Source organism: Helcobacillus sp. ACRRO (assembly GCF_022347125.1).
In the GTDB taxonomy this organism is placed as follows: Bacteria; Actinomycetota; Actinomycetes; order Actinomycetales; family Dermabacteraceae; genus Helcobacillus; species Helcobacillus massiliensis.
The window spans coordinates 56,630-81,693 of sequence record NZ_JAKRNG010000002.1 but is presented as its reverse complement, the minus strand read 5'-3'; the positions used below and the strand labels follow the sequence as shown (position 1 = coordinate 81,693).

The following is a 25,064-nucleotide window of genomic DNA, read 5'->3' as shown; positions in this document are numbered from 1 at the left end:
AAGACCGCCGCGGAGGGGGTGTGTCATGACTGCGATCAACGAGAACGTGGACCGGATGCAGCCTGATACGGATGCGCAGCGGGACCGGCTGATCCGGCATCGACTGCTTGTCCGTGCCCGGTGGGAGGCCGACGCGTTCACGCACGCGATTCGGTCCAGCGCGCTGCGGTTCGGCGACGGGGTGGAGACTGGCGGGGCGGCAGGACGTGAAGCAGGCACTGGCGTTGCCGACGGCGCTGAACGGAACAGTGGCCCGCTGCCCTGGCCGCGCACACGCCTGCCAGAAGCCGTTCTGCAATGGCACCCTGCAGCGCACCGGCGTCACTGACCACATCGATCATGTGCGCCCGCACAGCCGGGGCGGCCCTGCGTCAATGGCGAACGGCGCCGCGCTCGACGCGTTCTGCAACCTCAGCAAAGCCGACCGCGACATCGCCGAGCCGCTGCAGGGTGGAACCGGCATCCGATGGCGCTCACGCAGCGGACGCGGGATCATCACCAAACACCGTCGATTCCGCACCTGAGCCGAGAGCTCACGGAATAGATCCGAGTTGGCTCGCCCACGTCCGTGTCGGTTCGGCGCAGACTCGTTCAGATCTGGTCGATCGCCGTCTTCGCCTCGCGCAGTCCTGCACCGGTGCGCAAACGGTACTCTTTGATCGCTTCGATCTTCCGCCCCGCAGCCGCCAGCTCCCGCTCGGACTGAGTCGGTGCGTACGGATCTGTCGGGGGAGACTCCGCAGGCAGCTCCTCACCAAGGATCTCCGTCATCAGCGCGGTGAGGTGATCCACTCGCTGATGCAGGCGCTTCACCTCCGCCTCAAGACGAATCACATCGCCGCTCTTGCCACCGAAGAAACCCATCGCTCACCTTTCGCATCCGCGCAGGCTCAATGCTCGTCCGGACCTCGCCACGGCCTCAGCCGAGGGTCTCGACCGAGCCGCTGAAGTTCTTCCGGGCCGGGCGGTCCTTCCGTGGCGCGCGATAGCCCACGAACTCGGTGCGCCGCTCCGATTCCGCATCATACGCTACCCACACCGTTCCCGGGATCATCACAGGCGCCGCAAACTCCACATCCCACCGCAGCGGCCGTGACAGATCCGGCAGGCACTCGCTGAATGCGCGAGACGCCGTGTACATCCCGTGCGCGATCGCCCGGTTGAAGCCGAACAGCTTCGCCGACAGGGCAGACATGTGGATCGGGTTCGCATCACCGGACACGGCCGCGTACCGGCGGCCGGTGTCCCCACCGAGCTTCCAGCGGGCCGACGGCTTCGGCGGCTGGAACTCCTCACGCTTCGCAGCACGGTCCTCGGAACGGGACCCGTCGGCCGACGCGCCCTCCTCCTGCAGCGCCGCGATCTTTCGGGCGGTCTCCCCGCGGGCCAGATAGGTGGAGACGTCCGTGGCGACGATCTGCCCGTCAGCGGACAGGGTCGAGACCGCTTCGAACGTGGCGCCGCGGCGGTGCGGCTGGATGTTCCGCACGCTGCACTCCACATCCACGACCTCGCCCACGCGCACCGGTCGATGCTGCAGGATCGAGTTCTTCACGTGCACGAGCCCCAGCAGCGGGAACGGGAACCGCGGATGTGCCATCAGCGACAGCGACACCGGGAACGCGAGCACATGCAGAAGGCCCGGGTGGACGTAGTCGGACGCCGCGGCGCCCACCAGGTGGTCGAACCGGGCGGACTGCTCCGCCCCGACTTTCACTCCCCGGACCCGGTAGCGGCGCTGCGGCAGACTGGTGGCGCGGGGCACCAGCGGCGGGCGGCCGAGCGCGGCCGCCCAGATCGCGGGGAAGCTGGGGACGCTGGAGAGTTCACGGACGCTCATGGGATCACCGTCCCACAAGGTTCTGGCCGCACACCCGCAGCGTCTCCCCGCGGATGCCGCCGGCGGCGGGCGAGAGCAGGAACGCGACCGCTTCGGCCACGTCCTGCGGCAGGCCGCCCTGGTGGAGGGAGTTCAGCAGGCGCGCCACCTCGCGCGTCACCACGGGCATCGTCGCGGTCATCTCCGTTTCGATGAACCCGGGCGCGACCGCGTTCGCCGTGCCGCCGGATTCGGCGAGGTCGCCGGCGAGCGCGTCCACGTACGCCATCACACCGGCCTTGGAGGCGGCGTAGTTGGTCTGGCCGCGGTTGCCGGCGATGCCGGAGGTGGAGGCGATGCCCACGTGGCGGTAGTCGGCGCCGAGCGCATCCTCATCCCGCAGGGCGCGGGTGATCGCCAGCTGCGAGCGGAGGTTCACGGCGATGACGGCCTCCCAGCGGTCCTGCGTCATGTTCGCGAACAGTTTGTCGCGGGTGATGCCGGCGTTGTGGACCACTCCGTCGATCGGGCTCCCGTCGGCCGCGGCGATGAGGGCGGCGGCGGTGCGCTCCTGAGTGACGTCCGCGAGGACGGGGCGACCACCGAGTTCGGTGGCGAGGCGGGAGAGCTCGGTGCCGGCGTTCATCATGTCGACCAGGATGAGGTCGGCGCCGTCGGCGGCGAGGGTGCGGGCGATCGCTTCGCCGATGCCGCGGGCGGCGCCGGTGACCACGATGGTGCGGCCGGCCAGCGGCTGAGTCCAGTCGGCGGGGGCGGTGCCGGTGTCGGCATCGATCCGCAGCAGCTGCCCGTCCACGAAAGCGGAGCGGGCCGAGAGGAAGAACCGCAGGGCGTGCTCCACGCTGACGGCGCTGAGCGGGAACTCGGGCGCGACCTGGATGCCGTTGGCGGTGGCGCCGCGGCGCACCTCGTGACCGAGCGAGCGCAGCAGGCCCTCGACGGCGCCCCGGGCGGAGTCGACCACGGGGTCGGCGCCGTCGGGGGTGCGGGAGACGGTGATGATGCGGCCGCCGGGCTGCAGCTTCTTCACGGCGGCGCGGGCCTGCTGGATGAGGCCCGCGATGTCCTCGGGGCGGCGCAGGTCGTCGAGGACGAGCAGGAGGGAGCCGACGCTGCCGGTGTCGTCGGCGCGGCGGCGCACATCCGCGCCCCAGTCGAGCAGGCGGGCGGCGATGTCGTCAGCGCCGGTCGAGTCGCCGAGGACGACGGCGGGGCTGAGGACGAGCTCGTCGCGGTCTGCGCGGCGGGGCAGGTGGGCGGGCCTGGGCAGGCCGAGCTGCTTCGCCAGCAGACCGCCGACGGGGCTCTTCACGAACGAGCCGTACAGGTTGGGGGCGGCCATCACTTGTCCTCCTGTCCGACGGGCTCGGCCTGCAGCAGGCACACCACGCCCTGCCCGGAGGCGGCGCACACGCTGATGACGCCGCGCTGGGTGCGGCCGGTGTCGTCCGCTGCGGTGCGGAGCATGGTGGCCAGCGACGCGACGATGCGGCCGCCTGTGGCGGCGAAAGGGTGCCCGGCGGCCAGCGACGAGCCCTTCACGTTGAGCTTCTCGCGCGGGACCGTGCCGAGCACGTCGTCGAAGCCGAGGCGGTCCACCATGTACTCGCGCGACTCCCATGCCTTCAGGGTGGACAGGACGGTGCCGGCGAACGCCTCGTGGATCTCGAAGAAGTCGATGTCGTCGATGGTGAGGCCGTTGTCGGCGAGCAGTCGCGGCATCGCCTCCACCGGGGCCATGAGGAGGCCCTCGTCGCCGTGGACGTAGTCGGTGGCGGCGGCGCGGAAGTCGACGACCTCCGCGAGCGGGGTCAGGCCCCTGGCGGCGGCCCATTCCTCGGTGCCGACGAGGACCGCGGAGGCGCCGTCGGACAGGCCCGTGGAGTTGCCGGCCGTCATGGTGGCCTGCTCCTTGCCGAAGACGGTCTTCAGCCCGGCGAGCTTCTCCACGGTGGTGTCGGGGCGGAGGAATTCGTCCCGGCCGCAGCCGCGGTAGCCGGTCATGAGGGTGTCGAAGAAGCCCTCCTCGTAAGCGGCGGCGAGGTTCCTGTGGCTGGCCGCGGCGAGCTCATCCTGCTCCTCGCGGGTGATGCCCCATTCGCGGGTGGTGATCGCCTGGTGCTCACCCATGGACAGGCCCGTGCGCGGCTCACTATTGCGCGGGGCGAGGGGGGCGAAGTCTGACGGGCGCAGGGAGCCCACGAGGCTGAGGCGCTGGCCTGCCGTCTTCGCGCGGGAGAGGGTGTGGAGCTTGCGGCGCAGGGAGTCGGACACTTCGATGGGGGCATCGGAGGCGGAGTCGACGCCGCCGGCGATGCCGGAGTCGATCTGGCCGAGACGGATCTTCGCGGTGACGAAGTTGAGGGTCTCGAGGCCCGTGGCGCAGGCCTTCTGCATGTCGATCGCCGGGGTGTGGGGGTCCAGTGCGGTGCCGAGGACGCTTTCGCGGGTGAGGTTGAAGTCCGCTGCTCGTTTGAGGACGGCGCCGCCGGCGACTTCGCCGATGCGTTCGTTCTGGAGGGAGTACCGGGCGATGAGGCCGTCGAGGGCGGCGGTCATCATGTCGCGGTTGGAGACGCCGCGGTAGGCGCCACCGATCTTGCCGAAGGGGATGCGGTTGCCGCCGAGGACGTGCACGCGGCGCGGGGCGTTCTGAGGAGCTGTCACAATGACCTCTTTACATAGTACTGCCAGTACTTGATACTCTAGGTTTCGTGAACATGAACGCGCAAGCCCCTCAGCCCGACGGCCGCTCCACCCGGTGGGCCCGCCACCGCGAACAGCGCCGCTCCGAGCTGCTGGCAGTCGCCCGCACCGAGATCCATCGCCAGGGCCCCTCCCTCACCATGGAGGACATCGCCGTCGCCTCTGGAACCTCGAAGTCCATCGTCTACCGCTACTTCAAGGACAAGGCCGAACTGCAGCGCGCCCTCGGCGTGCAGATCCTCAACGAGATGGTTCAGCAGCTCACCCGCGTCCTGCGCGCCACGAACGATGAGCACCCGTCGGCCGAGACCTCCATCCGCGCCATGACCACCTCGTTCGTGCACACCGCCGCCACCTCCCGCAACCTCTACGAGTTCGTGGTGCAGCCCAGTGCCGGGCTCAACCACTTCCTCACCTCTGTGGGCCGCCTCGTAGCCGCCTCCCTTCCCCAGTCGATCGACGCCCAGACCCGCACCCTGTGGGCCAGCGGCGCCGTCAGCTTCGTCCAGGGCGTCACCAGCCAGTGGATCCGCGCCCGCGAGGGCGATGCCCTGTTCGAGAAGACCCCCGATGACATCGCCGACCACCTCGTGACGTGGCTGCTCGCCGGCCCGCCCACCGAGTGACACACACGCACTGAAAGGACCGCCATGCCGATCACCGACAGCATCAGGGCGCTCACCGCTGAGCAGCCCGAGACCGCCGCCCCCGTCGCCCCTCCCTACAGCGACGAACCGCTGCAGGTGGACGTCCCCCTGCTCACCGACCTCCTGCTCGGCACTTACGCCGACTCCCGCCGCCTCGCCCGCGAGCGCATGAAGGACGAGCGCCTCCACGACCACCTCGACCAGACCGTCGCCCAGCACCGCGAGCGCGTCCTTGAGCAGCTGCACCTCATGGCGGAGATGGGGGTCGCAGACAACATGGTCCCCACCACTCTCGGCGGCCCCAACAAGCAGGGGGACAACGTCGCCCAGTTCGAGGAGATCGTGGTCGGCTCCCCGTCCCTGCAGATCAAGTCCGGTGTGCAGTTCGGCCTGTTCACCTCCGCCATCGTTCAGCTCGGCAGCGAAGAACACCATCGCCGCTGGGTGCCGGACGCCATGGCGATGCGCCTGCCCGGCGCGTTCGCCATGACCGAGATCGGCCACGGCTCCAACGTCCAGGCCCTCGCCACCACCGCCACGTTCGATCCCGAGACCGACGAGTTCGTCATCAACACCCCGTTCCGGGCCGCGTGGAAGGACTACCTCGGCAACGCCGCCTGCCACGCCCGCGCCGCCACCGTGTTCGCCCGCCTCATCACCCGCGGCGTGGACCACGGGGTGCACTGCTTCTTCGTGCCCGTGCGGGACGAGAACGGCGAGCTGCTGCCCGGCATCCGGTCCGAGGACGATGGCCCGAAGGGCGGCCTCAACGGCATCGACAACGGCCGCTTTGCGTTCGAGAACGTCCGCATCCCCCGCACCAACCTGCTGAACCGCTACGGCGATGTGGACGCCGACGGGGTCTACACCTCCCCCATCGAATCCCCCGGACGCCGGTTCTTCACCATGCTCGGCACCCTCGTGCAGGGCCGCGTGTCACTGGACGGCTCCGCTCTGCGCGCCACCCAGCTGGCGCTGACCATCGCCATCACCTACGCCTCGCAGCGCCGCCAGTTCACCTCCGCGGACCCCAACCGCGAGACGGTGCTGATGGACTACCAGTCCCACCTCAACCGGCTGCTGCCGGCGCTGGCGGAGACCTACGCCGGGCAGTTCGCGCACGACGAGCTGCTGCGCGCCTACGACGACGTGTTCTCCGGCGAGGGCGACACTCCCGAGGCCCGCGAGGACTTGGAGACCCTCGCCGCCACGCTGAAGCCGACGTCGACCCGGCTCGCCCTGGACACCATCCAGGAATGCCGCGAAGCGTGCGGCGGTCAGGGGTTCCTGGCGGAGAACCGCCTCGTCGGCCTGCACGCCGACCTCGACGTCTACGCCACCTTCGAAGGCGACAACACGGTGCTGCTGCAGCTGGTCGCGAAGCGTCTGCTCGCTGACTACTCCTCGGAGATGAAGAGCATCGACCGCGCCGGCATCGGCCGGTTCATCGCCGGTCGCGCCGAAGCCCTCTCCAAGCGCCACACCCCGTGGAACCGCCTGGTGCAGACCGCGCAGGACGCCGGCAGTGCGAAGCGCGCCGCCCTGTCGATGCGCGACCCCCAGTTCCAGGAGTCGATGCTGGCGGCCCGCGCGAAGTCCACCGTGGAGGAGGTGGCGCTGGCGCTGCGTCCCGCCGCGAAGATGAGCCCGCAGGAGGCGGCCGCCCTGGTGAACCGCCACCAGGTGGAGATGCTGGAGGCGGCGAAGGCGCACGCGGACCTGGTGCGCTGGACCGCGTTCACCACCGCCATCAACGACATCGAGGACCAGCAGACCCAGCACGTCATGTTCCGCCTGCGGGACCTGTTCGCCCTCACCCGCATCGAAGCGAACCTGTCGTGGTACCTGCTGAACGGGCACATCTCCCTGCAGCGCGGCCGCACCCTGCGCGGGTACATCAACCGCCTGCTGTGGAAGCTGCGCCCGGTGGCGCTGGACCTCGTGGCGGCGTTCGATCTGGCGCCCGAGCATGTGCGCGCCCCGATCGCGCTCGGCGCGGAGCGGGAGCGCCAGGATGAGGCGGAGGAGCACTACCGACAGCAGCGCGCCAGCCGGAACGCACCGGTGAGCGAGAAGTCCCTGCACCAGGCGCGCTGAAGCGCCCCGCACCCGAGGGCTCGGCGGGGCTGCGCCCATGGGTAGGATGGGGCTGGGTCGGCTGCGGGCCGCACCCAGCCCCGTTTTCTATGCGCTCGAGCCAAAGGACACTTCCGTCAATGCCTGACATCGACACCGTCGAGAACGCTGCCGCCACCCCTGATGAGCAGCAGCCCTGGGCCGACCTCGGTCTGAAGGGGGATGAGTACCAGAAGATCCGCGAGATCCTGGGCCGCCGCCCCACGAACGCCGAGCTCGCCATGTACTCGGTCATGTGGTCGGAGCACTGCTCGTACAAGTCCTCCCGCAGACACCTCTCCCAGTTCGGCGAGAAGTCCACGGAGGCGATGAAGAAGAACCTCCTGGTCGGGATCGGTCAGAACGCCGGCGTGGTCGACATCGGCGACGGCTGGGCCGTCACCTTCAAGGTCGAGTCCCACAACCACCCGAGCTTCGTGGAGCCGTACCAGGGCGCCGCAACGGGTGTGGGCGGCATCGTCCGCGACATCATCTCCATGGGTGCGCGCCCCGTCGCGGTGATGGACCAGCTGCGCTTCGGCGCCATCGACCACCCGGACACCGCCCGCGTGGTGGAGGGCGTGGTGGCCGGTGTGGGCGGCTACGGCAACTCCCTCGGCCTGCCGAACATCGGCGGCGAGACCGTGTTCGATCCCTGCTACCAGGACAACCCGCTCGTCAATGCGCTCGCCATCGGCGTGATGCGCCACGAGGACATCCACCTCGCCAACGCAGAGGGCGTGGGCAACAAGGTGGTCCTGTTCGGTGCCCGCACCGGCGGTGACGGCATCGGCGGCGCCTCCATCCTCGCCTCCGAGTCCTTCGATGACGAGGGTCCCGCGAAGCGCCCCTCTGTGCAGGTGGGCGACCCCTTCATGGAGAAGCTGCTGATCGAAGCATGCCTGGAGATGTACCGCGAGGAGGTCGTCGAGGGCATCCAGGACCTCGGCGCCGCCGGCATCTCCTGCGCCACCAGCGAACTCGCCTCCAACGGCGACTCCGGCATGCACGTGGACCTCGACACGGTCCTGCTGCGCGATCCGTCCCTCACCGCCGGCGAGATCCTCATGAGCGAATCGCAGGAGCGGATGATGGCGGTGGTCTCCCCCGAGAAGCTCGACCGCTTCCTGGAGATCGCCGACAAGTGGGGTGTGGAGTCCGCTGTCATCGGTGAGGTCACCGGCGATGGCCGCCTCACCATCGACCACGGCGGCCAGCGCATCGTCGATGTGGACCCGAAGACGGTCGCGCACGACTCCCCCGTCTACGACCGCCCGTACGCCCGTCCCTCCTGGCAGGACGCGCTGGAGGCCGACGCCGCTGAGAAGCTGCCGCGTCCGGCGGATGCCGCCGCTCTGGTGGAGCAGCTGTGGACCGTGACCACGTCCCCGAATCTGGCCTCGACCCACTGGGTCACCGATCAGTACGACCGCTACGTGGGCGGCAACACCGCCCTGGCGATGCCGGACGACGCCGGCGTGCTGCGCGTGGATGAGGAGACGGGCCGCGGCATCGCGCTCTCGACCGACGCGAACGGCCGCTACGCCATGCTGAACCCGTACACCGGTGCGCAGCTGTCGCTGGTGGAGGCGTACCGCAACGTCGCCACCACCGGTGCGCAGCCGATGGCGGTCACGGACTGCCTGAACTTCGGCTCCCCGGAGGACCCGGACCGCATGTGGCAGCTGGTGGAGGCCATCACGGGCCTGGCCGACGGGTGCCGGACCCTGGAGGTCCCCGTCACCGGCGGCAACGTGTCCCTCTACAACTCCACCGGTGAGCCCGGCACCATCGACTCCGCGATCCACCCGACCCCGGTGGTCGGCATCCTCGGCGTGTTCGATGATGTTGCGCGCCGCACGCCGTCGGGCTGGAAGGACGAGGGCCTGGCGATCTACCTGCTCGGCTCCACCGCTGAGGAGCTGTCCGGGTCGGCCTGGGCCGGCGCCGTGCACGACCACCTGGGCGGCCAGCCGCCGAAGGTCGACTTCGACGCGGAGCGCGAGCTCGCCGAGATCCTCGTGTCCTGCTCCCGCGACGGCCTCATCGACGCCGCGCACGACCTCTCCCAGGGCGGCCTGTTCCAGGCTCTGGTGGAGTCCTGCTCCCGCTTCGGCACCGGTGCCCGCATCGTGCTGGACGAGCTGAAGGAGCGCTACGGCCTCGACGATCTGACCGCGCTGCTGTCGGAGTCGCAGGCCCGCGCGATCGTGGCGCTGCCGCGCAGCGAAGAGGTCCGCTTCACCGACATGGTGACGGCGCGGAAGTTCCCGGCCGTGCGCATCGGTGTGACCGATGGCGATGCCCTCGACATCCAGGGTGTGGGGTCCTTCCCGATCGCTGAGCTGCGCGAGAAGCGTGAGGCGGTGCTGCCGAAGCACTTCGGCTGATCCCATCGGCCACCACCCCGAGGGGTTCGACGATCAACTACCGCAGGGGCGGCAGCCGGGCGACCGGTCTGCCGCCCCTGATGTGCAGTACGGGCTTTCTCTCACACCGCGTGGAACCCCAAGTTACCGGCCTAGCACTTTCGATGGATCCGATATACGTTCGTAATGTTCGCGTTTCCCACCCGAGGACCATCATGTCTCTCCTTCCCCGCCGCTCCCTGATCCGCACCGGTGCCGCTCTCCCCTTCGGAGCAGCCGCCGTCCCCGCTGCGTCCGCCGCCCTCCCCGCAGCCGATGGCACCCAGGGCGACTCGGGCACCACCACCATCACCGATGAGGACCTGGCGGCACCGGAGTCCGCGAAGAACGCATCCTCCGCCGCTGACGACGACGCTCCCGGACGCTCCGTCGCCGGCACCGCGACGATGGCCGCCGCCACCTGGACCGGGGAGGACCCGGACACGGTGGAGGTGTCCGCTCGGGCCGCCGACGGCACCTGGTGCCCGTGGCGCCGCCTCGAACTGCTCACCGACATGGGGGCGAAGGCCACCGACCCGTCCTGGTTCGGTCCCTCCACAGCGGTGCGCTTCCGCGCCGCGCGCGACGGTCAGGACGTCACCGCTGAGCTGACGGCGCACCTGATCGAGACCTCGGAGGACCCGTCGGACCACGAACGCGTGGGCAATGGGCCCAGCGGCGGCGGCACCGGCCTCACCGGCACCGTCCCGGCGACCAAGGTGCTCGCCACCGCGGCGCCCGCGATGTTCACCCGCGCCGAATGGGGCGCGAACGAGTCCTGGGCGCGCAACTCGAGCGCCGACAGCGAACTGAAGTCCGTGGTGGTGCACCACACCGCCGGCTCCAACAGCTATTCGCGCGCTGATTCGATGCAGATCATGCGCGGCATCTACAGCTACCACACGCGCACGCTCGGTTGGGCGGACGTCGGCTACAACGTGCTGGTCGACAAGTACGGCCAGATCTTCGAGGGCCGCCGCGGCGGGATCCACCGCAACATCCGCGGCGCCCACGCGCTCGGTTTCAACCACAGCACGTTCGGCATCTCGATCATGGGCGACTACGAGGTCGCGTCGGCTCCGTCGGCCGGCATCGACGCCCTCGCGCGGGTGGCGGGCTGGAAGCTCGGCTCCGCGTTCATCGCCGACGTGCGCGGCACCTCGGTGCACCAGCCCCGCAACACCGATTCGCCTGCCGTGCGGTACAAGAGCCCCGTGTCGCTGCCGCGCATCTTCGGCCACCGCGACGTCAACTACACCTCCTGCCCCGGCAAGAACGTGTACTCGAAGTTCGAGAACCTGCGCACCCTCGCCCAGCGCTACCGCGACGCCCACCCGACCGGGCACTACCTCGCGTTCCACCGGAACGGAGGCTTCACGCGCTTCGGCACCGTCACCCACGCCCAGCGGCTGGAGGGCTCCTACCACGTCACCCGCGCCACTCGCGGCCTCGTGGTCACCGCCGGACAGTCCACCGTGGCGCACCAGAGCCCGTACGCCGCTTCTTGGACCCCCGCGTGGGGCCAGCCGCTGGAGTCCAAGACGAGCGGGCCGCAGCGCTTCGCGAACGGTATCGCCGACAAGGTGAACGGCAAGGTCGTGTTCACCGCCGGCGGCCCCGGGCAGACCTTCAAGGACGTGCCGCGCTCGCACATGTTCTCCACCGAGATCGAAGCGCTGGCGAACAAGGGCATTCTGCGGGGCTGGCCGGACGGCACGTACCGCCCGTCCGTCGCGGTCAACCGCGACGCCATCATCGCGTTCATGTACCGCGTCGCCGGCTCCCCCGCCTACACCCCGCCGGCCCGCTCCCCGTTCGTGGACGTCCCGACGAACTCGCAGTTCTACCGTGAGATCTCCTGGGCGTACGCGACAGGCCTCTCCACCGGCTGGACCACCCGCCGGGGCCGCGAGTTCCGTCCCCTGCAGCCGGTGAACCGCGATGCGATCGCCGCGTTCCTGTTCCGTTCCAGCGGCGATCCGCTGCCCGTGGCGAAGACCGCCCCGTTCCGGGACGTGCCCCGCACCTCGCAGTTCGCCCGTGAGATCACGTGGATGAAGAGCGCGGGCATCTCCACCGGCTGGCCGGACGGTACGTTCCGCCCGCTCGTCGCGACGAACCGAGCAGACATGGCCGCGTTCATCTATCGTCTGATGAAGAGGCAGGGCAAGCTCTGATCCCGTCGACCGCCGCGGTCAGGACGGTGCCCTGCCGACGCCGTCGACGCTGAAGAGAGTGTGAAGCATGAGAGTCGCCCTGCTGTGCGATGTGGACCAGACCGTCTACCACGTGGGCGATGAAGCGATCGCGTCCGCTGAACGGGAGCAGCTGGAGCGCCGAGGCTTCACTGTGGTCCCGGTGTCGCGGCACGAGAAGTACGGCCCCGGCGGCACCGCCCCCGCAGACGCGATCGACGCACTCACCTTCCCGCACGATCCGCAGGACCGTGAACGGTACGCCGAGGAGATCCAGCAGGTCCTCGGCGGCAGCGATGCCGCCCTGCCCGCCGAGGACAAGCTGTTCCGCATCCGCGAGCAGCTGCGCGGCGTGGACGCCCTCGTCATCGGCGGCGGAGGAAACCTGAACTCCCGATTCGGGTGGCTGCTGCTGGAGCGGTGGGCGATGGGTCTGCTGGCGCACAGCCTCGGCCTGCCGGTCGTGGTCGCGGGCCAGACCCTCGGCCCTGACCTCACGGCGGCCGACCGTGCCCGCCTGCGCGATCTCTTCGCCATCGCGCGAGTGGTGGCGGTCCGCGATGAGGCGAGCGCCGCGCTCGCCCGCTGCGTGGGGCCGACGGGTTCCGCCGCGTCAGCAGTGCTGTGCAGCAGCGACGATGCGGCCGCGCCGATCCTCGACCAGCGCATCACCGGCCCCGCTGACGACGCGCACGGGGCCGGCACCGAGGCCCGGGCGGGCACTGACGACCGGGCAGACACTGACGGCCGGGCGGGCGCTGTCCGCGGCCGCACCCTCTCGGTGACCCTCGGGTCGGCGGCTCCGTTCGATGAGGACGAGTACGTCACCGCCCTCGCCGGCATCATCGACCGGGCCGCGACGGCACTGGACGCGACAGTCGAATTCGTGCCGCACATGGCGGATCAGGACGACCCCGATTCCGGCGACTGCCGACTCAATGCGCTGGTTGCGGCGCGTCTGGATGCCCCGCACCGGCTCGCCCCGATCGAACTGGCGGCGGCGTCCGCTGCCCGCACCTGCGCGGCCGACGCAGTCCTCACCACCCGGTTCCATCCCCTGGTCTTCGCGCTGGCCTCGGCCACACCCGTGCTGCCGATCCACCTGGACCGGTACGGCCGCGTCCGCATGGACGGCGCCCTCGCCAATGCCGGGGCCGACCAGCGCAGCCTGAGCCTGGAGCACCTGCTCGCCGATCCGGCGGCTGTCGACGCCGCGATCGCCGATCTCGCCCACTGCGCCGACGCGCCCGACGCCAGCGGCCCGTCGCACGGCGCAGCCGCGCTTGAGGCGATCACCGGCACCTGGGACGCCATCGCGGACGCCCTGCAGGGCCGGGACCCGTCGGCCCCCTCCCCCAGCGGCGACGCCCCTGCAGCAACAGACACCGGCGACCGTTCCGCCACCGCGGCCGCAGCCGGTACCCGCGCCCACTCCCCTGCCACCGCCGCGTCCGGTGAATCAGCTGGGACCACCGGCGAACCGGCACAGACCGCGATCATTCTGCGCACCAAGGACCGGCCCCTGCTCCTGGACCGCGGCATCCAGGACATCCTCGGGCAGACCGTCACCGACTGGCACCTCGTCATCGTCAACGACGGCGGCGACACCGACGACCTGACCGCCGTGGTCGACCGCTACCGGGACGAACTGGGCGAGCGCATCACCGTTCTCCACAATGAGCAGTCGCGCGGCATGGAAGCCGCCACGAACCAGGGCCTGGCCGCCACCCGCAGCGAATTCGTCGCCGTCCACTACGATGACGACGTCTGGCACCCGCGCTTCCTCGCCCGCACCACACGCTTCCTCGCCGACACCGACGACGCCGCTGTCTCCGTGCGCACGCACATCGTGCTGGAGCGCCTCGCCGGTGAGGAGCCCGGCGTGTACGTCCCCTACGAGACGTTCCCGGTCTGGCCGGAGATGCACAGCATCACCCTCGCGCACTTCATCCGCATCAATCGGATGGTACCGATCTCCCTGCTGTACCGCCGCAGCGTCCACGACACCATCGGGCTGTTCAACGAATCGCTCCCGGTGATCGGCGACTACGAGTTCCATCTGCGGCTCCTGCAGTCGATGACGGTCGGATTCCTGGACGAACCGCTCGCGTTCTGGCATCAGCGGCCCGGCTCCACCGGCGCCTCCAGCAACTCTATGGTGGCGGGCCTGCGCGACCACCACCGCTTCGACGCACTGCTGCGAGACCAGTACTTCACCACCTGGGTGGAGAAGAACGGGCTCGGACTGCCGATGTTCATCACCGCGGCGCTGCGGGAGGAGGCCGACGGGCTCCACCGCGAACTCGCCGACACCCGCCGTGAGCTGGCCGACATGCGCCACCAGGTCGATGCGATGGCCCACCAGCTCGAGGTCATCGAGCACGGGGTGCTCAACGGCGGCACCATCAACTTCGTGAAGCGCACCGGCCGGCGTGTTCTGCGGCGCCTGCCCGGCCGGGGGCGCTGACGCAACCGCAACCGCCACGGCCGCCGCTGTCGCTGTGGCGGGCGCGGGCCGCGCCGTGAACGCTGCCGCCGCCCCTGCGTGCGGGCATGACGAAGGGCCGCTGGGAATCAACCCAGCGGCCCTTTCCTTCGTGATCCGAAGCGGATCAGACCTCAGTCGCGATCCAGAGGATCAGTCCTCGGTCTTCTCCTCGGCGGCTGCCTCGGTGGTCTCCGGGGCCTCGTCGGCCTTCGCAGCGTCGTCAGCCTTCGCGGACTGCTTGGCAGCGCCCTCAGCCTCCTTCACCACGGACTCCTTGGCGGAGTACGGCTCGTCGACCAGCTCGATCAGCGCCATCGGGGCGTTGTCGCCCTTGCGCGGACCGATCTTGGTGATGCGGGTGTAGCCGCCCGGACGCTCAGCGAACTTCGGGGCGATCTCGGTGAAGAGCTCGTGGACGACCGACTTGTCGAGCACGGAGCGCATGACGCGGCGGCGTGCAGCAAGGTCATCCTTCTTCGCGATGGTGATGAGGCGCTCGGCCACCGGCTGCAGGCGCTTCGCCTTGGTCTCGGTGGTCTTGATGGCGCCGTGCTCGAACAGAGCGGTGGCCAGGCCGGCCAGCATCGCCTTCTCGTGAGCGGCGGAACCGCCGAGACGAGCTCCCTTCGTGGGTGCAGGCATTGTTGTTCTCCTTGGAAGTGTGAAGTGTCAGAACTGGTCGCCGAAGTCGCCGTCGCCGTAGGACTCGAGCACAGTCGACGGGTCGAAGCCCGCCGGCGAATCCTTCAGGCTCAGGCCGAGCTCAGCGAGCTTCGCCTTCACCTCGTCGATGGACTTCTGACCGAAGTTGCGGATGTCCAGCAGGTCCGCCTCGCTGCGGGAGGTGAGCTCACCGACGGTGTGCACGCCCTCGCGCATGAGGCAGTTGTAGGAGCGGACCGTGAGGTTGAGGTCGTTGATCGGCAGAGCCAGATCAGCTTCCATCGCCTGGTCGGTCGGGGACGGACCGATCTCGATGCCCTCAGCCTCCTCGTTCAGCTCCTGGGCGAGGCCGAAGAGCTCCACGAGGGTCTTGCCGGCCGAAGCGATGGCATCGCGCGGGGCGATGGCCGGCTTCGTCTCGACATCGATGATCAGACGGTCGAAGTCCGTGCGCTGCTCGACACGGGTCGCCTCGACCTTGTAGGTCACCTTGAGGACCGGCGAGTAGATCGAGTCGACCGGGATGCGGCCGATCTCGCCCTCGACGCCCTTGTTCTGCTGGGCGGACACGTAGCCGCGCCCGCGCTCGACGATCAGTTCGATCTCGAGACGACCCTTGTCGTTGAGAGTTGCGATGTGCAGATCCGGGTTGTGGATCTCCACGCCGGCCGGCGGGGTGATGTCACCAGCGGTGACGGTGCCCTCGCCCTCCTTGCGCAGGTACATCACAACAGGCTCGTCGTTCTCGGAGGAGACGACCAGGTTCTTGATGTTGAGGATGAGCTCGGTGACATCCTCCTTCACACCCGGAACCGTGGAGAACTCGTGGAGAACGCCGTCGATGCGGATCGACGTCACCGCTGCGCCCGGGATGGACGACAGCAGCGTGCGACGCAGCGAGTTGCCGAGGGTGTAGCCGAAACCCGGCTCCAGCGGCTCGATGACGAACCGGGAGCGATTGTCCGAGACTGTCTCCTCGGTCAGCGTGGGGCGCTGTGCAATGAGCACGTTGTGTCCTTTCTGCGAACGTCCGCTATATGACGTTCAGGTGGCGGTATGACACGGAGATGGACGGGGGACAGATCAGTTGCGGCGACGCTTCGGCGGACGAACGCCGTTGTGCGCCTGCGGGGTGACGTCCTGGATCGAGCCGACCTCGAGGCCGACAGCGGTCAGGGAGCGGATCGCGGTCTCACGACCGGAGCCGGGGCCCTTGACGAAGACGTCGACCTTCTTCAGGCCGTGCTCCTGGGCGCGGCGGGCAGCGGCCTCAGCAGCCATCTGCGCGGCGTACGGGGTGGACTTGCGCGAGCCCTTGAAGCCGACCTGGCCGGCGGAGGCCCACGAGATCACGGAGCCGGCGGGGTCCGTGATCGACACGATGGTGTTGTTGAAGGTGCTCTTGATGTGCGCCTGGCCGGCGACGACGTTCTTGTTCGCCTTGCGACGCGGCTTGCGGGCCGCGGCAGTGGCGCGGGACTTGGTAGCCATGTGGCTGAACTCCTTGGGATTCGTGAAGGTGATCGGAGCGACCGGACCTGACGGTCGATCGCGGCGCAGCTTCGGCTAGTGCCTCAGCGCGCCTTCTTCTTGCCGGCGACGGTGCGCTTCGGGCCCTTGCGGGTGCGAGCGTTCGTCTTGGTCTTCTGGCCGTGGACGGGCAGGCCACGACGGTGACGAAGGCCCTGGTAGGAGCCGATCTCCACCTTGCGGCGGATGTCCGCTGCGACCTCACGGCGGAGGTCACCTTCGATCTGGAAGTTCTCTTCGATGTAGTCGCGCAGCTTCACGAGGTCCTCATCGGACACCTCGCGCACGCGCTGGTCGCCGTCCACACCGGTGGCGGCGAGGGCTTCGACGGCACGGGAACGACCCACGCCGAAAATGTACGTCAAGGCGACTTCCAGGCGCTTTTCGCGCGGGAGGTCAACGCCAACGAGACGTGCCATTGTGCAGTTCTCCTATTTTTCTCGGAGGCCTGAGTCATCATCTCGCCCATACTCGTTCGAGCGCCGCAGCCTCCGCACCGCGGGTCACCGCCTGATCGGCGGTCGATGATGCCTCTTCAATTGTTGGTGCGGGGATGATCCCGCGGGGTTTCGCGGCAGGCCGCGGGCCGGATCAGCCCTGGCGCTGCTTGTGACGGGGGTTCTTGCAGATCACCATGACGACGGAGTGGCGACGAATCACCTTGCAGTCGTCACAGATCGGCTTGACACTCGGGTGAACCTTCATGCTGTCCTCACTGGCTTACTTGTAGCGGTAGACGATGCGACCCTTCTCAAGGTCGTACGGGCTCAGCTCCACCACGACCCGATCCTCGGGAAGGATGCGGATGTAGTGCTGGCGCATCTTGCCGGAGATGTGGGCGAGGACCTTGTGGCCGTTGTCCAGCTCGACACGGAAACGCGCGTTCGCGAGTGCCTCCGTGACAACACCTTCGACCTCGATCACTCCGTCTTTCTTCGCCATAACCTCACGTACTCTCTACCCGTTCACGGGCATCGATTGCAGGCGCGTCGTCTACGCCGGTTGTTCAAGGGTGCAGAACACACCCAATCGTCTACCTTACACGGGCTGGAGAAGGCTGATAAGAGCGGGATCGCGTGTGGTCGCTCACCTCACGCACCCGTCGGCCGACGGGTTCCGCCGCCCTGGATGCCGGCCCCTCCCCCGCCGGTCCCGGCGCATCGGCGGGGCGGGCGTCAGAGAACGGGTTCGGCGGCGATCTCCACGCCGCGGGCGCCGAGCTGCTCGCGGCCCCCGTCGGCGGCGGTGAGTACGAAGATGCCGTCCTCGAGGATGGCGAACGCGTGCTCCACGTGCGCGGCGACCGCGCCGGAGAGGGTGACCACGGTCCAGTCGTCGTCGAGGATCTCGCAGTCAGCGCTGCCGATGGTGAGCATCGGCTCCACGCACATCGCCATGCCTGGCTTCAGCTTCGGGTGGCGGCCGCGGGTGCGGAAGTTCATGACGTCCGGCGGCTGGTGCATCGCGGACCCGATGCCGTGCCCGCCGAAGTCCTCCAGGTGCTGGAACCTCTCCCCCACTGCGGCGAGCACGGAGTCCTCCACGGCTGCGCCGATGTCGTCGACCGTGCGGCCAGTGGCGGCGGCGGCGATGCCGTCCCACATGGCCGCTTCGGCGACGTCGATCAGCCGGCGGTGCTCCGGGTCCTTCGCGGTACCCGCGATGTGGGTGCGGGCGGCATCGGAGTGCCAGCCGTTGATGATGCAGCCGGCGTCCACGGACACGAGGTCGCCGTCGTTGATGACGCGGTCACCGGGGATGCCGTGCACGATCTCCTCGTTGACGCTGACGCAGATGGTGGCGGGGAAGCCCTGGTAGCCGAGGAAGTTGGGGGTCCCGCCGCCGTCGGCGATGACCTCGGCGGCGATGCGGTCGAGGTCGCCGGTGGTCATCCCGGGCTGCAGCGACCGCTGGATCTCGTCATGGAGGCGGTCGACAAGAAGCCCGGCAGCTCGCATGTGCGCGAACTGCTCGGGCGTCTTGTATTCGATGCGGCTGCGGGCCATACCCGTCAGCGGTTCACACCGAGGGTCCGGAGGATGTCCGCCGAGACCTCGTCGATCTGCTGCATGCCGTCGATGCGGCGCACGAGGCCGCGCTCGTCGTACACGGAGATCAGCGGGGCGGTCTGCTCGCCGTACACGTCGATGCGGCGGCGGATGGTCTCCTCGTTGTCGTCGGAGCGGCCCTGCTCCTTGCCGCGCTGCACCAGGCGGTCCACGACGGCGTCGGTGTCGACCTCGAGCAGGATGACGGCGTCGAGCTCCCGACCGGAGTCCTTCAGCATGCCGTCCAGGGCGGTGACCTGGTCGGCGGTGCGGGGGTAACCGTCGAGCAGGAAGCCAGTGGCGGTGTCGTCCTGGGCGAGGCGGTCCTTGACCATGCTGTTGGTGACCTCGTCGGGCACGTATTCGCCCTTGTCCATGTAGGACTTGGCGAGGACGCCGAGCTCGGTCTCCTGCGAGACGTTGGCGCGGAAGATGTCACCGGTGGAGATCGCCGGGATGTTCAGCGCCTCGGCGATGCGGGCGGCCTGCGTGCCCTTGCCGGCGCCGGGGGCGCCGATGATGAGCAGGCGGGTGGCGGTGGGGGTCTGAGTCATGTCAGAGGATCCCTTCGTAATGGTGCTGATGGAGCTTGGCGGAGATCTGCTTCACCGTGTCGAGGCCGACGCCGATGATGATCAGCAGGGAGACGCCGCCGAACGGGAAGTTCTGATCCGCGCCGAGGAACGCGAGGGCGAGGATCGGGATGAGCGCGAGCACGCCCAGGTAGACGGCACCCACGGAGAGCACGCGGTTGATGACGTACTGCAGGTAGCGTTCGGTCGGCTTGCCGGCGCGGATGCCGGGAATGAAGCCGCCGTACTTCTTCATGTTGTCGGCGATCTCCTCCGGGTTGAAGGTGATGGACACGTAGAAGAACGCGAAGAACACCACCATCAGGAAGAACGTCACGGAGTACACCCAGCTGAAGCCGTTGCCCTGGGTGAGGTTCGTCTGAATCCACTGCACCCAGCCGTCGTTGGGGTTGCCGAACGTGGTGGCCAGCTGCGGCAGCGCCAGCAGCGACGACGCGAAGATCACGGGGATCACGCCGGCCTGGTTCACCTTGATCGGAATGTAGGTGGAGCTGCCGCCGATGAGACGACGACCCACCTGGCGCTTCGCGTACTGCACGGGGATGCGGCGCTGGGACTGCTCCACATAGATGATCAGAACGCACAGCACCAGGCCCACCAGGAACACGAGACCGAAGATCAGCCAGCCCTGGAGCTTGAGGATCTGGCCCAGCGAGCCGGGGAAGCCGGCGGCGATGGAGGTGAAGATGAGCAGGGACATGCCGTTGCCGACGCCCTTCTCCGTCATCAGCTCACCGAACCACATGATGACGATGGTGCCGGCGGTCATGGTGAGGATCATCAGCGACAGCATCAGGGCGGACTGGTCCGGCACGAGCGGCAGGGTGCAGCCCTGGAAGAACTGGCCGGAGCGCACGAGCGTGATGATGGTGGTGGACTGCAGCACGGCGAGGCCCACGGTGAGGTAGCGGGTGTACTGCGTCAGCTGCGCCTGACCGGACTGGCCCTCTTTGTGCAGCTCCTCGAACCGGGGGATCACCACGCGCAGCAGCTGCACGATGATCGAGGCGGTGATGTAGGGCATGACGCCGAGCGCGAAGATCGACATCTGCAGCAGTGCGCCGCCGGAGAACATGTTGACGATGCCGAGCACGCCCCCGCCGCCGGCCATCGACTGGTCGATGCAGGCGTTCACGTTGCGGTAGTCGAAACCGGGGGTCGGGATGAAGACGCCGAGCCGGTAGATCGCGATCAGTGCGAGGACGAAAAGGATCTTGTTGCGCAGCTCAGGCGTGCGCATGGCACGAATGACGGGGTTGGACACCCGGTTCCTCCTTCTGGTGCCAGATGAAAAGAGGCATCGCGGCTCAGAATAGGTGAGCCGCGATGCCTCGTCAAAATGCTTGACCGGCGATGCCGGGATCAGGCAACGGTCGCGCTGCCGCCGGCGGCGACGAGCTTCTCCTCGGCGGATGCCGAGAACTTCTGCGCGGTGACGTCCAGCTTGACGCTGATGTCGCCGGTGCCGAGGACCTTGACGGGCTGGTTCTTGCGAACAGCCTTCTTCGCCACGAGGTCATCGACCGTCACGGTGCCGCCCTCAGGGAACAGAGCCTGGAGGGTGTCCAGGTTCACGACCTGGTAGGTCACCTTGAACGGGTTCTTGAAGCCGCGAAGCTTCGGCAGACGACGGTGCATCGGGGTCTGACCGCCCTCGAAGCCTGCGGGCACCTGGTAGCGGGCCTTGGTGCCCTTGGTGCCGCGGCCGGCGGTCTTGCCCTTGGATGCCTCACCGCGACCCACACGGGTCTTTGCGGTCTTCGACCCGGGGGCCGGGCGAAGGTCGTGCAGCTTGAGCGGGTTGTTGTCAGGCATAAATCAGTCCACCTCTTCAACCGTCACGAGGTGACGGACGGCATTGACCATGCCGCGGATCTCGGGGCGGTCTTCCTTCACCACAACGTCGCCGATGCGCTTGAGGCCGAGGCCGCGCACGGTTTCACGCTGAGCGCGGTTGCCGCCGATTGTCGACTTGATCTGAGTCACTTTGAGCTGCATCAGGCACCGACCTTCTCTTCACGTGCGGCACGAGCCTCGGCACGGCCTTCGGCCTGTGCGCGGAGCAGGTAGCCGGGAGCGACGTCCTCGAGGGGCAGGCCGCGGCGTGCTGCCACTGCCTCGGGCTCCTCGAGCTGCTGGAGAGCCGCGATGGTGGCGCGAACGATGTTCAGGGCGTTCGCGGAACCGAGCGACTTGCTCAGCACGTCGTGCACGCCAGCGCACTCGAGGACTGCACGCACCGGACCGCCGGCGATCACACCGGTACCCGGGGCTGCCGGGCGCAGGAAGACCACGCCGGCCGCGTCCTCACCCTGCACGGGGTGAACGATGGTGCCCTTGATGCGCGGGACGCGGAAGAAGTTCTTCTTCGCCTCCTCAACGCCCTTGGAGATGGCCGCGGGAACTTCCTTGGCCTTACCGTAGCCGACGCCGACGGTGCCGTCGCCATCGCCCACCACAACGAGTGCGGTGAAGGCGAAGCGGCGGCCGCCCTTGACGACCTTCGAGACGCGGTTGATGCTCACCACGCGCTCGAGGAATGCGGACTTCTCCTCCTGGCGGCCGCCGCGGTTGTCGCGACGCCCGCCCTGACGGTCGTTGCGACCGCCCTTCTGCTTGTCGTCCCTCCGGCCGGAGGCGGCGGGACCGTTGTTCTGCTGCTCAGCAGTCATGTGAATCCTCTTCTCGTCCTGGTTCCGGGGGTTGGTCACAGAGTCAGTCCGGCTTCGCGGGCGCCGTCGGCGACGGCGGCCACTCGGCCGTGGTACTTGTTGCCGCCGCGGTCGAAGACCACGGACTCAACGCCGGCTGCCTTGGCGCGCTCGCCGACCAGCAGGCCGACCTTCTTCGCCTTCTCCGTCTTGGTGACGGAGTCGCCGCGCAGGTCAGCTTCCATGGTGGAGGCGGACGCGAGGGTGTGGCCCTTGGCGTCGTCGATGACCTGAACGAACACGTGACGCGCGGAGCGGGTCACGACGAGGCGGGGACGCTCGGCGCTGCCGATGATGCGGCGGCGCAGGCGCAGGTGACGGCGGCCGCGTGCGCGGACCCGGCTCTTGCGGTCACCACGAGTGTGCTTCTCAGCGAAACCCATAATCACTTACCAGCCTTTCCGGCCTTGCGGATGACGGTCTCATCCGCGTAGCGGATGCCCTTGCCCTTGTACGGCTCGGGGGCCCGGAGCTTGCGGATCTTAGCCGCCTGCTCGCCGACCATCTGCTTGTCGTAGCCCGACACGGAGAACTTGTTCGGGCTCTCCACAGCGAAGGTGATGCCCTTGGGCGGCTTCACCAGGACCGTGTGGGAGTAGCCGAGGCTGAACTCGAGGTCGGAGCCCTTGGCGATGACGCGGTAACCGGTGCCGACGATCTCGAGCTTCTTCTCGTAGCCGTCGGTCACACCGACCACCATGTTGTTGATGAGCGTGCGTGCCAGGCCGTGCAGAGCGCGGGTCTCGCGCTCCTCATCGGGACGGCTCACCACGATGGCGCCGTCCTCGTCGCGACGCTCAACGGTCAGCGGTGCGGGAACCGTGTACTCGAGCTCGCCCTTCGGGCCGGCGATCTGAACGCGCTGGCCGTCGATGGTCACACCGGTGACAGCAGCGGGCACGGGAATGGGACGAAGTCCAATACGGGACATGTTCCGGTCTCCTTTCCGATTACCAGACGTAGGCGAGGACTTCCCCACCCACGCCCTTCTGTGCTGCCTGCTTGTCGGTGAGGAGGCCGGAGGACGTGGACAGGATGGCCACGCCCAGGCCGCCGAGGACCTTGGGCAGGTTGGTGGACTTCGCGTAGACCCGCAGGCCCGGCTTGGAGATGCGGCGCACACCGGAGATCGCACGCTCGCGTGCGACGTGGTTGTACTTGAGGGTGATGACGAGGTTCTTGCCGACCTTCGCCTCTTCCTCGCGCCAGTCGTTGATGTAGCCCTCGGTCTTGAGGATCTCCGCGATGCGGGCCTTCAAGTTCGAGTACGGCATGGTGACGTCGTCGTGGAACGCGCCGGAGGCGTTCCGCACACGAGTCAGCATGTCCGCAATGGGATCAGTCATTGTCATGTCGAATGCTTCTTTCTCACCGTGGTTTCCCTCTTCAGGGACCTGTGGCGATAGTCCTTACCAGCTGCTCTTCGTCACGCCGGGGAGCTCACCGCGGTGGGCGAGCTCGCGCAGGCAGACTCGGCAGATTCCGAACTTGCGGTACACGGAGCGCGGACGTCCGCAGCGACGGCACCGGGTGTAAGCGCGAACCTGGAACTTCGGCTTGCGCTGCTGCTTGTTCTTGAGCGCTGTCTTCGCCATCTCACTTCTCCTTGAACGGGAAGCCGAGCGCCTTGAGCAGCGCGCGTCCCTCTTCGTCGGTCTTCGCGGTGGTCACAATCGTGATGTCCATGCCGCGAACGCGGTCGATCTGGTCCTGATCGATCTCGTGGAACATGACCTGCTCCGAGAGACCGAAGGTGTAGTTGCCGGCACCGTCGAACTGCTTCGGCGACATGCCACGGAAGTCGCGGATGCGGGGCAGAGCAGTGGAGATGAGGCGGTCGAGGAACTCCCACATGCGGTTGCCGCGCAGAGTCACATGAGCGCCGATCGGCATGCCCTCGCGCAGCTTGAACTGTGCGATGGACTTGCGTGCGCGGGTGACCTGCGGCTTCTGGCCGGTGATGAGGGTGAGGTCCTTGATGGCGCCGTCGATGACCTTGGAGTCACGAGCGGCGTCGCCCACGCCCATGTTCACGACGACCTTGGTCAGGCCGGGGATGAGCATGGGGTTCGCGTACTCGAACTGCTCCTGCATCGAGGACTTGACCTCGTTGCGGTACTGGTCCTTCAGGCGCGGGCTGGGGACGGTCTGGGTCGTCTCAGTCATCAGATGTCCTTCCCGGTGCGCTTCGAGATGCGGACGCGCATCGTCTTGGTGCGGCCGTTCTCGAGCTCAACCGTCTCTTCGCGGAAGCCCACGCGAGTCGGCTTGTTGTCCTCGGGATCCACGATGGCCACGTTGGACACGTGGATCGGGGCCTCGACCTGCTCGATGCCACCGGCCTGGCCGTTCATGCCGGGCTTGTTGTGGCGGGTGATGCGGTTGACGCCCTCCACGATCACGCGCTGCGTGTCGGGGAAGACTTCGAGGACGCGGCCCTGCTTGCCCTTGTCACCCGGGGTGAGTTCGGACTTGCCCTTGTCGGCGCGGGTCTTGTTGCGGGCTGCGATGCGGTCTGCGTCGCTGGTGCGCCCGGAGATGACCTGCACGAGGTCACCCTTCTTGATCTTCATACTTGCCATGTCACAGCACCTCCGGTGCCAGCGAGATGATCTTCATGAACCGCTTGTCACGCAGCTCGCGGCCCACGGGGCCGAAGATGCGGGTGCCGCGCGGCTCGCCGTCGGTCTTGAGGATGACGGCTGCATTCTCGTCGAAGCGGATGTACGAACCGTCGGCACGGCGGGTCTCCTTCGTGGTGCGAACCACGACGGCCTTCACAACATCGCCCTTCTTGACGTTGCCGCCCGGGATGGCGTCCTTGACGGTCGCCACGATCTTGTCGCCAATGCCGGCGTAACGGCGACCGGAGCCACCGAGAACACGGATGCAGAGGATCTCCTTCGCACCAGTGTTGTCGGCGATCTTCAGTCGCGACTCCTGCTGAATCACTAACGTTCTCCTTGCGTCTCGCCGGTTCTCTTGCCGTCTGCCCCCGTGGGGGCCGGCAGCTGTCGAGCCTTGCGGAACGGATATCGGACAATTGCCTCCGCGCGGGCATAAAAAACCCCTCTGTCGGACTCAGGGGCTCTCCCAATGAGGGGAACCCAAGGTCTCCGA

General features: G+C 68.2%; 29 protein-coding genes. 6 read left to right on the top strand and 23 right to left on the bottom strand.

Going from position 1 to position 25,064, the window contains the following annotated elements; genetic code table 11:
• Positions 1–206 precede the first annotated feature (206 nt).
• Positions 207–524, top strand: coding sequence for an HNH endonuclease signature motif containing protein (locus tag MHY20_RS01160; protein WP_239373954.1), 318 nt, complete (start codon positions 207–209; stop codon positions 522–524).
• Between the two features lie 67 nt (positions 525–591).
• Here the strand turns inward: MHY20_RS01160 and MHY20_RS01155 are convergent, their stop codons facing one another.
• Genes MHY20_RS01155 through MHY20_RS01140 form a run of 4 tightly spaced genes read right to left on the bottom strand, consistent with a single transcriptional unit; the run spans position 592 to position 4,507 of the window.
• Positions 592–864 carry a hypothetical protein gene (locus MHY20_RS01155; RefSeq protein WP_239373952.1) on the bottom strand — a complete coding sequence of 91 codons (273 nt, stop codon included), beginning with the start codon at positions 862–864 and terminating at the stop codon, positions 592–594.
• Positions 865–919: 55 nt separating this feature from the next.
• Positions 920–1,840, bottom strand: coding sequence for a MaoC/PaaZ C-terminal domain-containing protein (locus tag MHY20_RS01150; RefSeq protein WP_239373950.1), 921 nt, complete (start codon positions 1,838–1,840; stop codon positions 920–922).
• Positions 1,841–1,844: 4 nt separating this feature from the next.
• Positions 1,845–3,182, bottom strand: coding sequence for a 3-oxoacyl-ACP reductase (locus MHY20_RS01145; protein ID WP_239373948.1), 1,338 nt, complete (start codon positions 3,180–3,182; stop codon positions 1,845–1,847).
• Positions 3,182–4,507, bottom strand: a complete 1,326-nt coding sequence (locus tag MHY20_RS01140) for an acetyl-CoA C-acetyltransferase (protein WP_183375566.1) — start codon at positions 4,505–4,507, stop codon at positions 3,182–3,184. The genes MHY20_RS01145 and MHY20_RS01140 overlap by 1 nt, the downstream gene beginning before the upstream one ends.
• Positions 4,508–4,560: 53 nt before the next feature.
• On the opposite strand from MHY20_RS01140, the gene MHY20_RS01135 reads away from it, so the two are divergent.
• The 5 genes from MHY20_RS01135 to MHY20_RS01115 all read left to right on the top strand — a co-directional run bounded on the left by MHY20_RS01135 (position 4,561) and on the right by MHY20_RS01115 (position 14,378).
• Complete coding sequence (locus tag MHY20_RS01135) at positions 4,561–5,172, top strand: TetR/AcrR family transcriptional regulator (RefSeq protein ID WP_239373946.1); 612 nt, start codon at positions 4,561–4,563, stop codon at positions 5,170–5,172.
• Positions 5,173–5,196: 24 nt separating this feature from the next.
• On the top strand, positions 5,197–7,290 hold the full coding sequence (locus MHY20_RS01130) for an acyl-CoA dehydrogenase (RefSeq protein WP_239373944.1): 2,094 nt from the start codon (positions 5,197–5,199) through the stop codon (positions 7,288–7,290).
• 119 nt (positions 7,291–7,409) lie between these two features.
• The gene (purL, locus tag MHY20_RS01125) at positions 7,410–9,698 is read left to right on the top strand and encodes a phosphoribosylformylglycinamidine synthase subunit PurL (protein ID WP_239373942.1); all 2,289 of its coding nucleotides are present in this window, start codon (positions 7,410–7,412) and stop codon (positions 9,696–9,698) included.
• Between the two features lie 194 nt (positions 9,699–9,892).
• Positions 9,893–11,893, top strand: coding sequence for an S-layer homology domain-containing protein (locus tag MHY20_RS01120; RefSeq protein WP_239373940.1), 2,001 nt, complete (start codon positions 9,893–9,895; stop codon positions 11,891–11,893).
• A 67-nt stretch (positions 11,894–11,960) separates the two neighbouring features.
• On the top strand, positions 11,961–14,378 hold the full coding sequence (locus tag MHY20_RS01115; protein ID WP_239373938.1) for a polysaccharide pyruvyl transferase family protein: 2,418 nt from the start codon (positions 11,961–11,963) through the stop codon (positions 14,376–14,378).
• Between the two features lie 171 nt (positions 14,379–14,549).
• Here MHY20_RS01115 and rplQ read toward each other — a convergent pair whose 3' ends face one another.
• The 19 genes from rplQ to rplN all read right to left on the bottom strand — a co-directional run bounded on the left by rplQ (position 14,550) and on the right by rplN (position 24,896).
• Positions 14,550–15,041 (bottom strand): 50S ribosomal protein L17, encoded by a 492-nt coding sequence (rplQ, locus tag MHY20_RS01110; RefSeq protein WP_183375578.1) that lies wholly within the window; start codon positions 15,039–15,041, stop codon positions 14,550–14,552.
• A gap of 27 nt (positions 15,042–15,068) precedes the next feature.
• Positions 15,069–16,070, bottom strand: coding sequence for a DNA-directed RNA polymerase subunit alpha (locus MHY20_RS01105; RefSeq protein ID WP_183375580.1), 1,002 nt, complete (start codon positions 16,068–16,070; stop codon positions 15,069–15,071).
• 75 nt (positions 16,071–16,145) lie between these two features.
• Complete coding sequence (gene rpsK / locus MHY20_RS01100) at positions 16,146–16,553, bottom strand: 30S ribosomal protein S11 (RefSeq protein WP_183375582.1); 408 nt, start codon at positions 16,551–16,553, stop codon at positions 16,146–16,148.
• Between the two features lie 83 nt (positions 16,554–16,636).
• Positions 16,637–17,011, bottom strand: a complete 375-nt coding sequence (gene rpsM, locus MHY20_RS01095) for a 30S ribosomal protein S13 (RefSeq protein WP_183375584.1) — start codon at positions 17,009–17,011, stop codon at positions 16,637–16,639.
• Between the two features lie 172 nt (positions 17,012–17,183).
• Complete coding sequence (gene rpmJ / locus MHY20_RS01090) at positions 17,184–17,297, bottom strand: 50S ribosomal protein L36 (protein ID WP_183375586.1); 114 nt, start codon at positions 17,295–17,297, stop codon at positions 17,184–17,186.
• A 15-nt stretch (positions 17,298–17,312) separates the two neighbouring features.
• The gene (infA, locus tag MHY20_RS01085) at positions 17,313–17,534 is read right to left on the bottom strand and encodes a translation initiation factor IF-1 (RefSeq protein WP_183375588.1); all 222 of its coding nucleotides are present in this window, start codon (positions 17,532–17,534) and stop codon (positions 17,313–17,315) included.
• Positions 17,535–17,767: 233 nt separating this feature from the next.
• Entirely contained in the window at positions 17,768–18,598 is an 831-nt protein-coding gene (gene map, locus MHY20_RS01080) for a type I methionyl aminopeptidase (RefSeq protein ID WP_183375590.1), read from the bottom strand.
• A gap of 5 nt (positions 18,599–18,603) precedes the next feature.
• Positions 18,604–19,194, bottom strand: coding sequence for an adenylate kinase (locus tag MHY20_RS01075; protein WP_183375592.1), 591 nt, complete (start codon positions 19,192–19,194; stop codon positions 18,604–18,606).
• Between the two features lies 1 nt (position 19,195).
• Positions 19,196–20,473, bottom strand: coding sequence for a preprotein translocase subunit SecY (secY, locus tag MHY20_RS01070; RefSeq protein ID WP_183375926.1), 1,278 nt, complete (start codon positions 20,471–20,473; stop codon positions 19,196–19,198).
• Positions 20,474–20,595: 122 nt separating this feature from the next.
• Positions 20,596–21,048, bottom strand: a complete 453-nt coding sequence (rplO, locus tag MHY20_RS01065) for a 50S ribosomal protein L15 (protein ID WP_183375594.1) — start codon at positions 21,046–21,048, stop codon at positions 20,596–20,598.
• A 3-nt stretch (positions 21,049–21,051) separates the two neighbouring features.
• Positions 21,052–21,234 carry a 50S ribosomal protein L30 gene (rpmD, locus tag MHY20_RS01060; protein WP_183375929.1) on the bottom strand — a complete coding sequence of 61 codons (183 nt, stop codon included), beginning with the start codon at positions 21,232–21,234 and terminating at the stop codon, positions 21,052–21,054.
• The gene (rpsE, locus tag MHY20_RS01055; protein WP_183375596.1) at positions 21,231–21,905 is read right to left on the bottom strand and encodes a 30S ribosomal protein S5; all 675 of its coding nucleotides are present in this window, start codon (positions 21,903–21,905) and stop codon (positions 21,231–21,233) included. The genes rpmD and rpsE overlap by 4 nt, the downstream gene beginning before the upstream one ends.
• A 35-nt stretch (positions 21,906–21,940) precedes the next feature.
• The gene (gene rplR, locus MHY20_RS01050; protein ID WP_183375598.1) at positions 21,941–22,327 is read right to left on the bottom strand and encodes a 50S ribosomal protein L18; all 387 of its coding nucleotides are present in this window, start codon (positions 22,325–22,327) and stop codon (positions 21,941–21,943) included.
• Positions 22,328–22,329: 2 nt separating this feature from the next.
• Positions 22,330–22,875, bottom strand: a complete 546-nt coding sequence (gene rplF / locus MHY20_RS01045; protein ID WP_239373936.1) for a 50S ribosomal protein L6 — start codon at positions 22,873–22,875, stop codon at positions 22,330–22,332.
• 19 nt (positions 22,876–22,894) lie between these two features.
• Entirely contained in the window at positions 22,895–23,296 is a 402-nt protein-coding gene (gene rpsH, locus MHY20_RS01040; protein ID WP_183375602.1) for a 30S ribosomal protein S8, read from the bottom strand.
• Between the two features lie 57 nt (positions 23,297–23,353).
• The gene (locus MHY20_RS01035; RefSeq protein ID WP_183375611.1) at positions 23,354–23,539 is read right to left on the bottom strand and encodes a type Z 30S ribosomal protein S14; all 186 of its coding nucleotides are present in this window, start codon (positions 23,537–23,539) and stop codon (positions 23,354–23,356) included.
• Position 23,540: 1 nt separating this feature from the next.
• Positions 23,541–24,110, bottom strand: a complete 570-nt coding sequence (gene rplE, locus MHY20_RS01030) for a 50S ribosomal protein L5 (protein WP_183375613.1) — start codon at positions 24,108–24,110, stop codon at positions 23,541–23,543.
• On the bottom strand, positions 24,110–24,526 hold the full coding sequence (gene rplX, locus MHY20_RS01025) for a 50S ribosomal protein L24 (protein WP_183375615.1): 417 nt from the start codon (positions 24,524–24,526) through the stop codon (positions 24,110–24,112). Before rplX ends, rplE begins: the two co-directional genes overlap by 1 nt.
• 1 nt (position 24,527) lies before the next feature.
• Positions 24,528–24,896, bottom strand: a complete 369-nt coding sequence (rplN, locus tag MHY20_RS01020) for a 50S ribosomal protein L14 (RefSeq protein ID WP_183375617.1) — start codon at positions 24,894–24,896, stop codon at positions 24,528–24,530.
• Positions 24,897–25,064: the final 168 nt, after the last annotated feature.

Bases quoted from the DNA above. Each gene is read 5' to 3' on its own strand.
- MHY20_RS01155 (WP_239373952.1), bottom strand. From the start codon at position 864: ATGGGTTTCTTCGGTGGCAAGAGCGGCGATGTGATTCGTCTTGAGGCG.
- MHY20_RS01150 (WP_239373950.1), bottom strand. From the start codon at position 1,840: ATGAGCGTCCGTGAACTCTCCAGCGTCCCCAGCTTCCCCGCGATCTGG.
- MHY20_RS01145 (WP_239373948.1), bottom strand. From the start codon at position 3,182: ATGGCCGCCCCCAACCTGTACGGCTCGTTCGTGAAGAGCCCCGTCGGC.
- MHY20_RS01135 (WP_239373946.1), top strand. From the start codon at position 4,561: ATGAACGCGCAAGCCCCTCAGCCCGACGGCCGCTCCACCCGGTGGGCC.
- MHY20_RS01130 (WP_239373944.1), top strand. From the start codon at position 5,197: ATGCCGATCACCGACAGCATCAGGGCGCTCACCGCTGAGCAGCCCGAG.
- purL (WP_239373942.1), top strand. From the start codon at position 7,410: ATGCCTGACATCGACACCGTCGAGAACGCTGCCGCCACCCCTGATGAG.
- MHY20_RS01120 (WP_239373940.1), top strand. From the start codon at position 9,893: ATGTCTCTCCTTCCCCGCCGCTCCCTGATCCGCACCGGTGCCGCTCTC.
- MHY20_RS01115 (WP_239373938.1), top strand. From the start codon at position 11,961: ATGAGAGTCGCCCTGCTGTGCGATGTGGACCAGACCGTCTACCACGTG.
- rplQ (WP_183375578.1), bottom strand. From the start codon at position 15,041: ATGCCTGCACCCACGAAGGGAGCTCGTCTCGGCGGTTCCGCCGCTCAC.
- rpsK (WP_183375582.1), bottom strand. From the start codon at position 16,553: ATGGCTACCAAGTCCCGCGCCACTGCCGCGGCCCGCAAGCCGCGTCGC.
- rpsM (WP_183375584.1), bottom strand. From the start codon at position 17,011: ATGGCACGTCTCGTTGGCGTTGACCTCCCGCGCGAAAAGCGCCTGGAA.
- rpmJ (WP_183375586.1), bottom strand. From the start codon at position 17,297: ATGAAGGTTCACCCGAGTGTCAAGCCGATCTGTGACGACTGCAAGGTG.
- infA (WP_183375588.1), bottom strand. From the start codon at position 17,534: ATGGCGAAGAAAGACGGAGTGATCGAGGTCGAAGGTGTTGTCACGGAG.
- map (WP_183375590.1), bottom strand. From the start codon at position 18,598: ATGGCCCGCAGCCGCATCGAATACAAGACGCCCGAGCAGTTCGCGCAC.
- MHY20_RS01075 (WP_183375592.1), bottom strand. From the start codon at position 19,194: ATGACTCAGACCCCCACCGCCACCCGCCTGCTCATCATCGGCGCCCCC.
- secY (WP_183375926.1), bottom strand. From the start codon at position 20,473: ATGCGCACGCCTGAGCTGCGCAACAAGATCCTTTTCGTCCTCGCACTG.
- rplO (WP_183375594.1), bottom strand. From the start codon at position 21,048: ATGCCTGACAACAACCCGCTCAAGCTGCACGACCTTCGCCCGGCCCCC.
- rpsE (WP_183375596.1), bottom strand. From the start codon at position 21,905: ATGACTGCTGAGCAGCAGAACAACGGTCCCGCCGCCTCCGGCCGGAGG.
- rplR (WP_183375598.1), bottom strand. From the start codon at position 22,327: ATGGGTTTCGCTGAGAAGCACACTCGTGGTGACCGCAAGAGCCGGGTC.
- rplF (WP_239373936.1), bottom strand. From the start codon at position 22,875: ATGTCCCGTATTGGACTTCGTCCCATTCCCGTGCCCGCTGCTGTCACC.
- rpsH (WP_183375602.1), bottom strand. From the start codon at position 23,296: ATGACAATGACTGATCCCATTGCGGACATGCTGACTCGTGTGCGGAAC.
- MHY20_RS01035 (WP_183375611.1), bottom strand. From the start codon at position 23,539: ATGGCGAAGACAGCGCTCAAGAACAAGCAGCAGCGCAAGCCGAAGTTC.
- rplE (WP_183375613.1), bottom strand. From the start codon at position 24,110: ATGACTGAGACGACCCAGACCGTCCCCAGCCCGCGCCTGAAGGACCAG.
- rplX (WP_183375615.1), bottom strand. From the start codon at position 24,526: ATGGCAAGTATGAAGATCAAGAAGGGTGACCTCGTGCAGGTCATCTCC.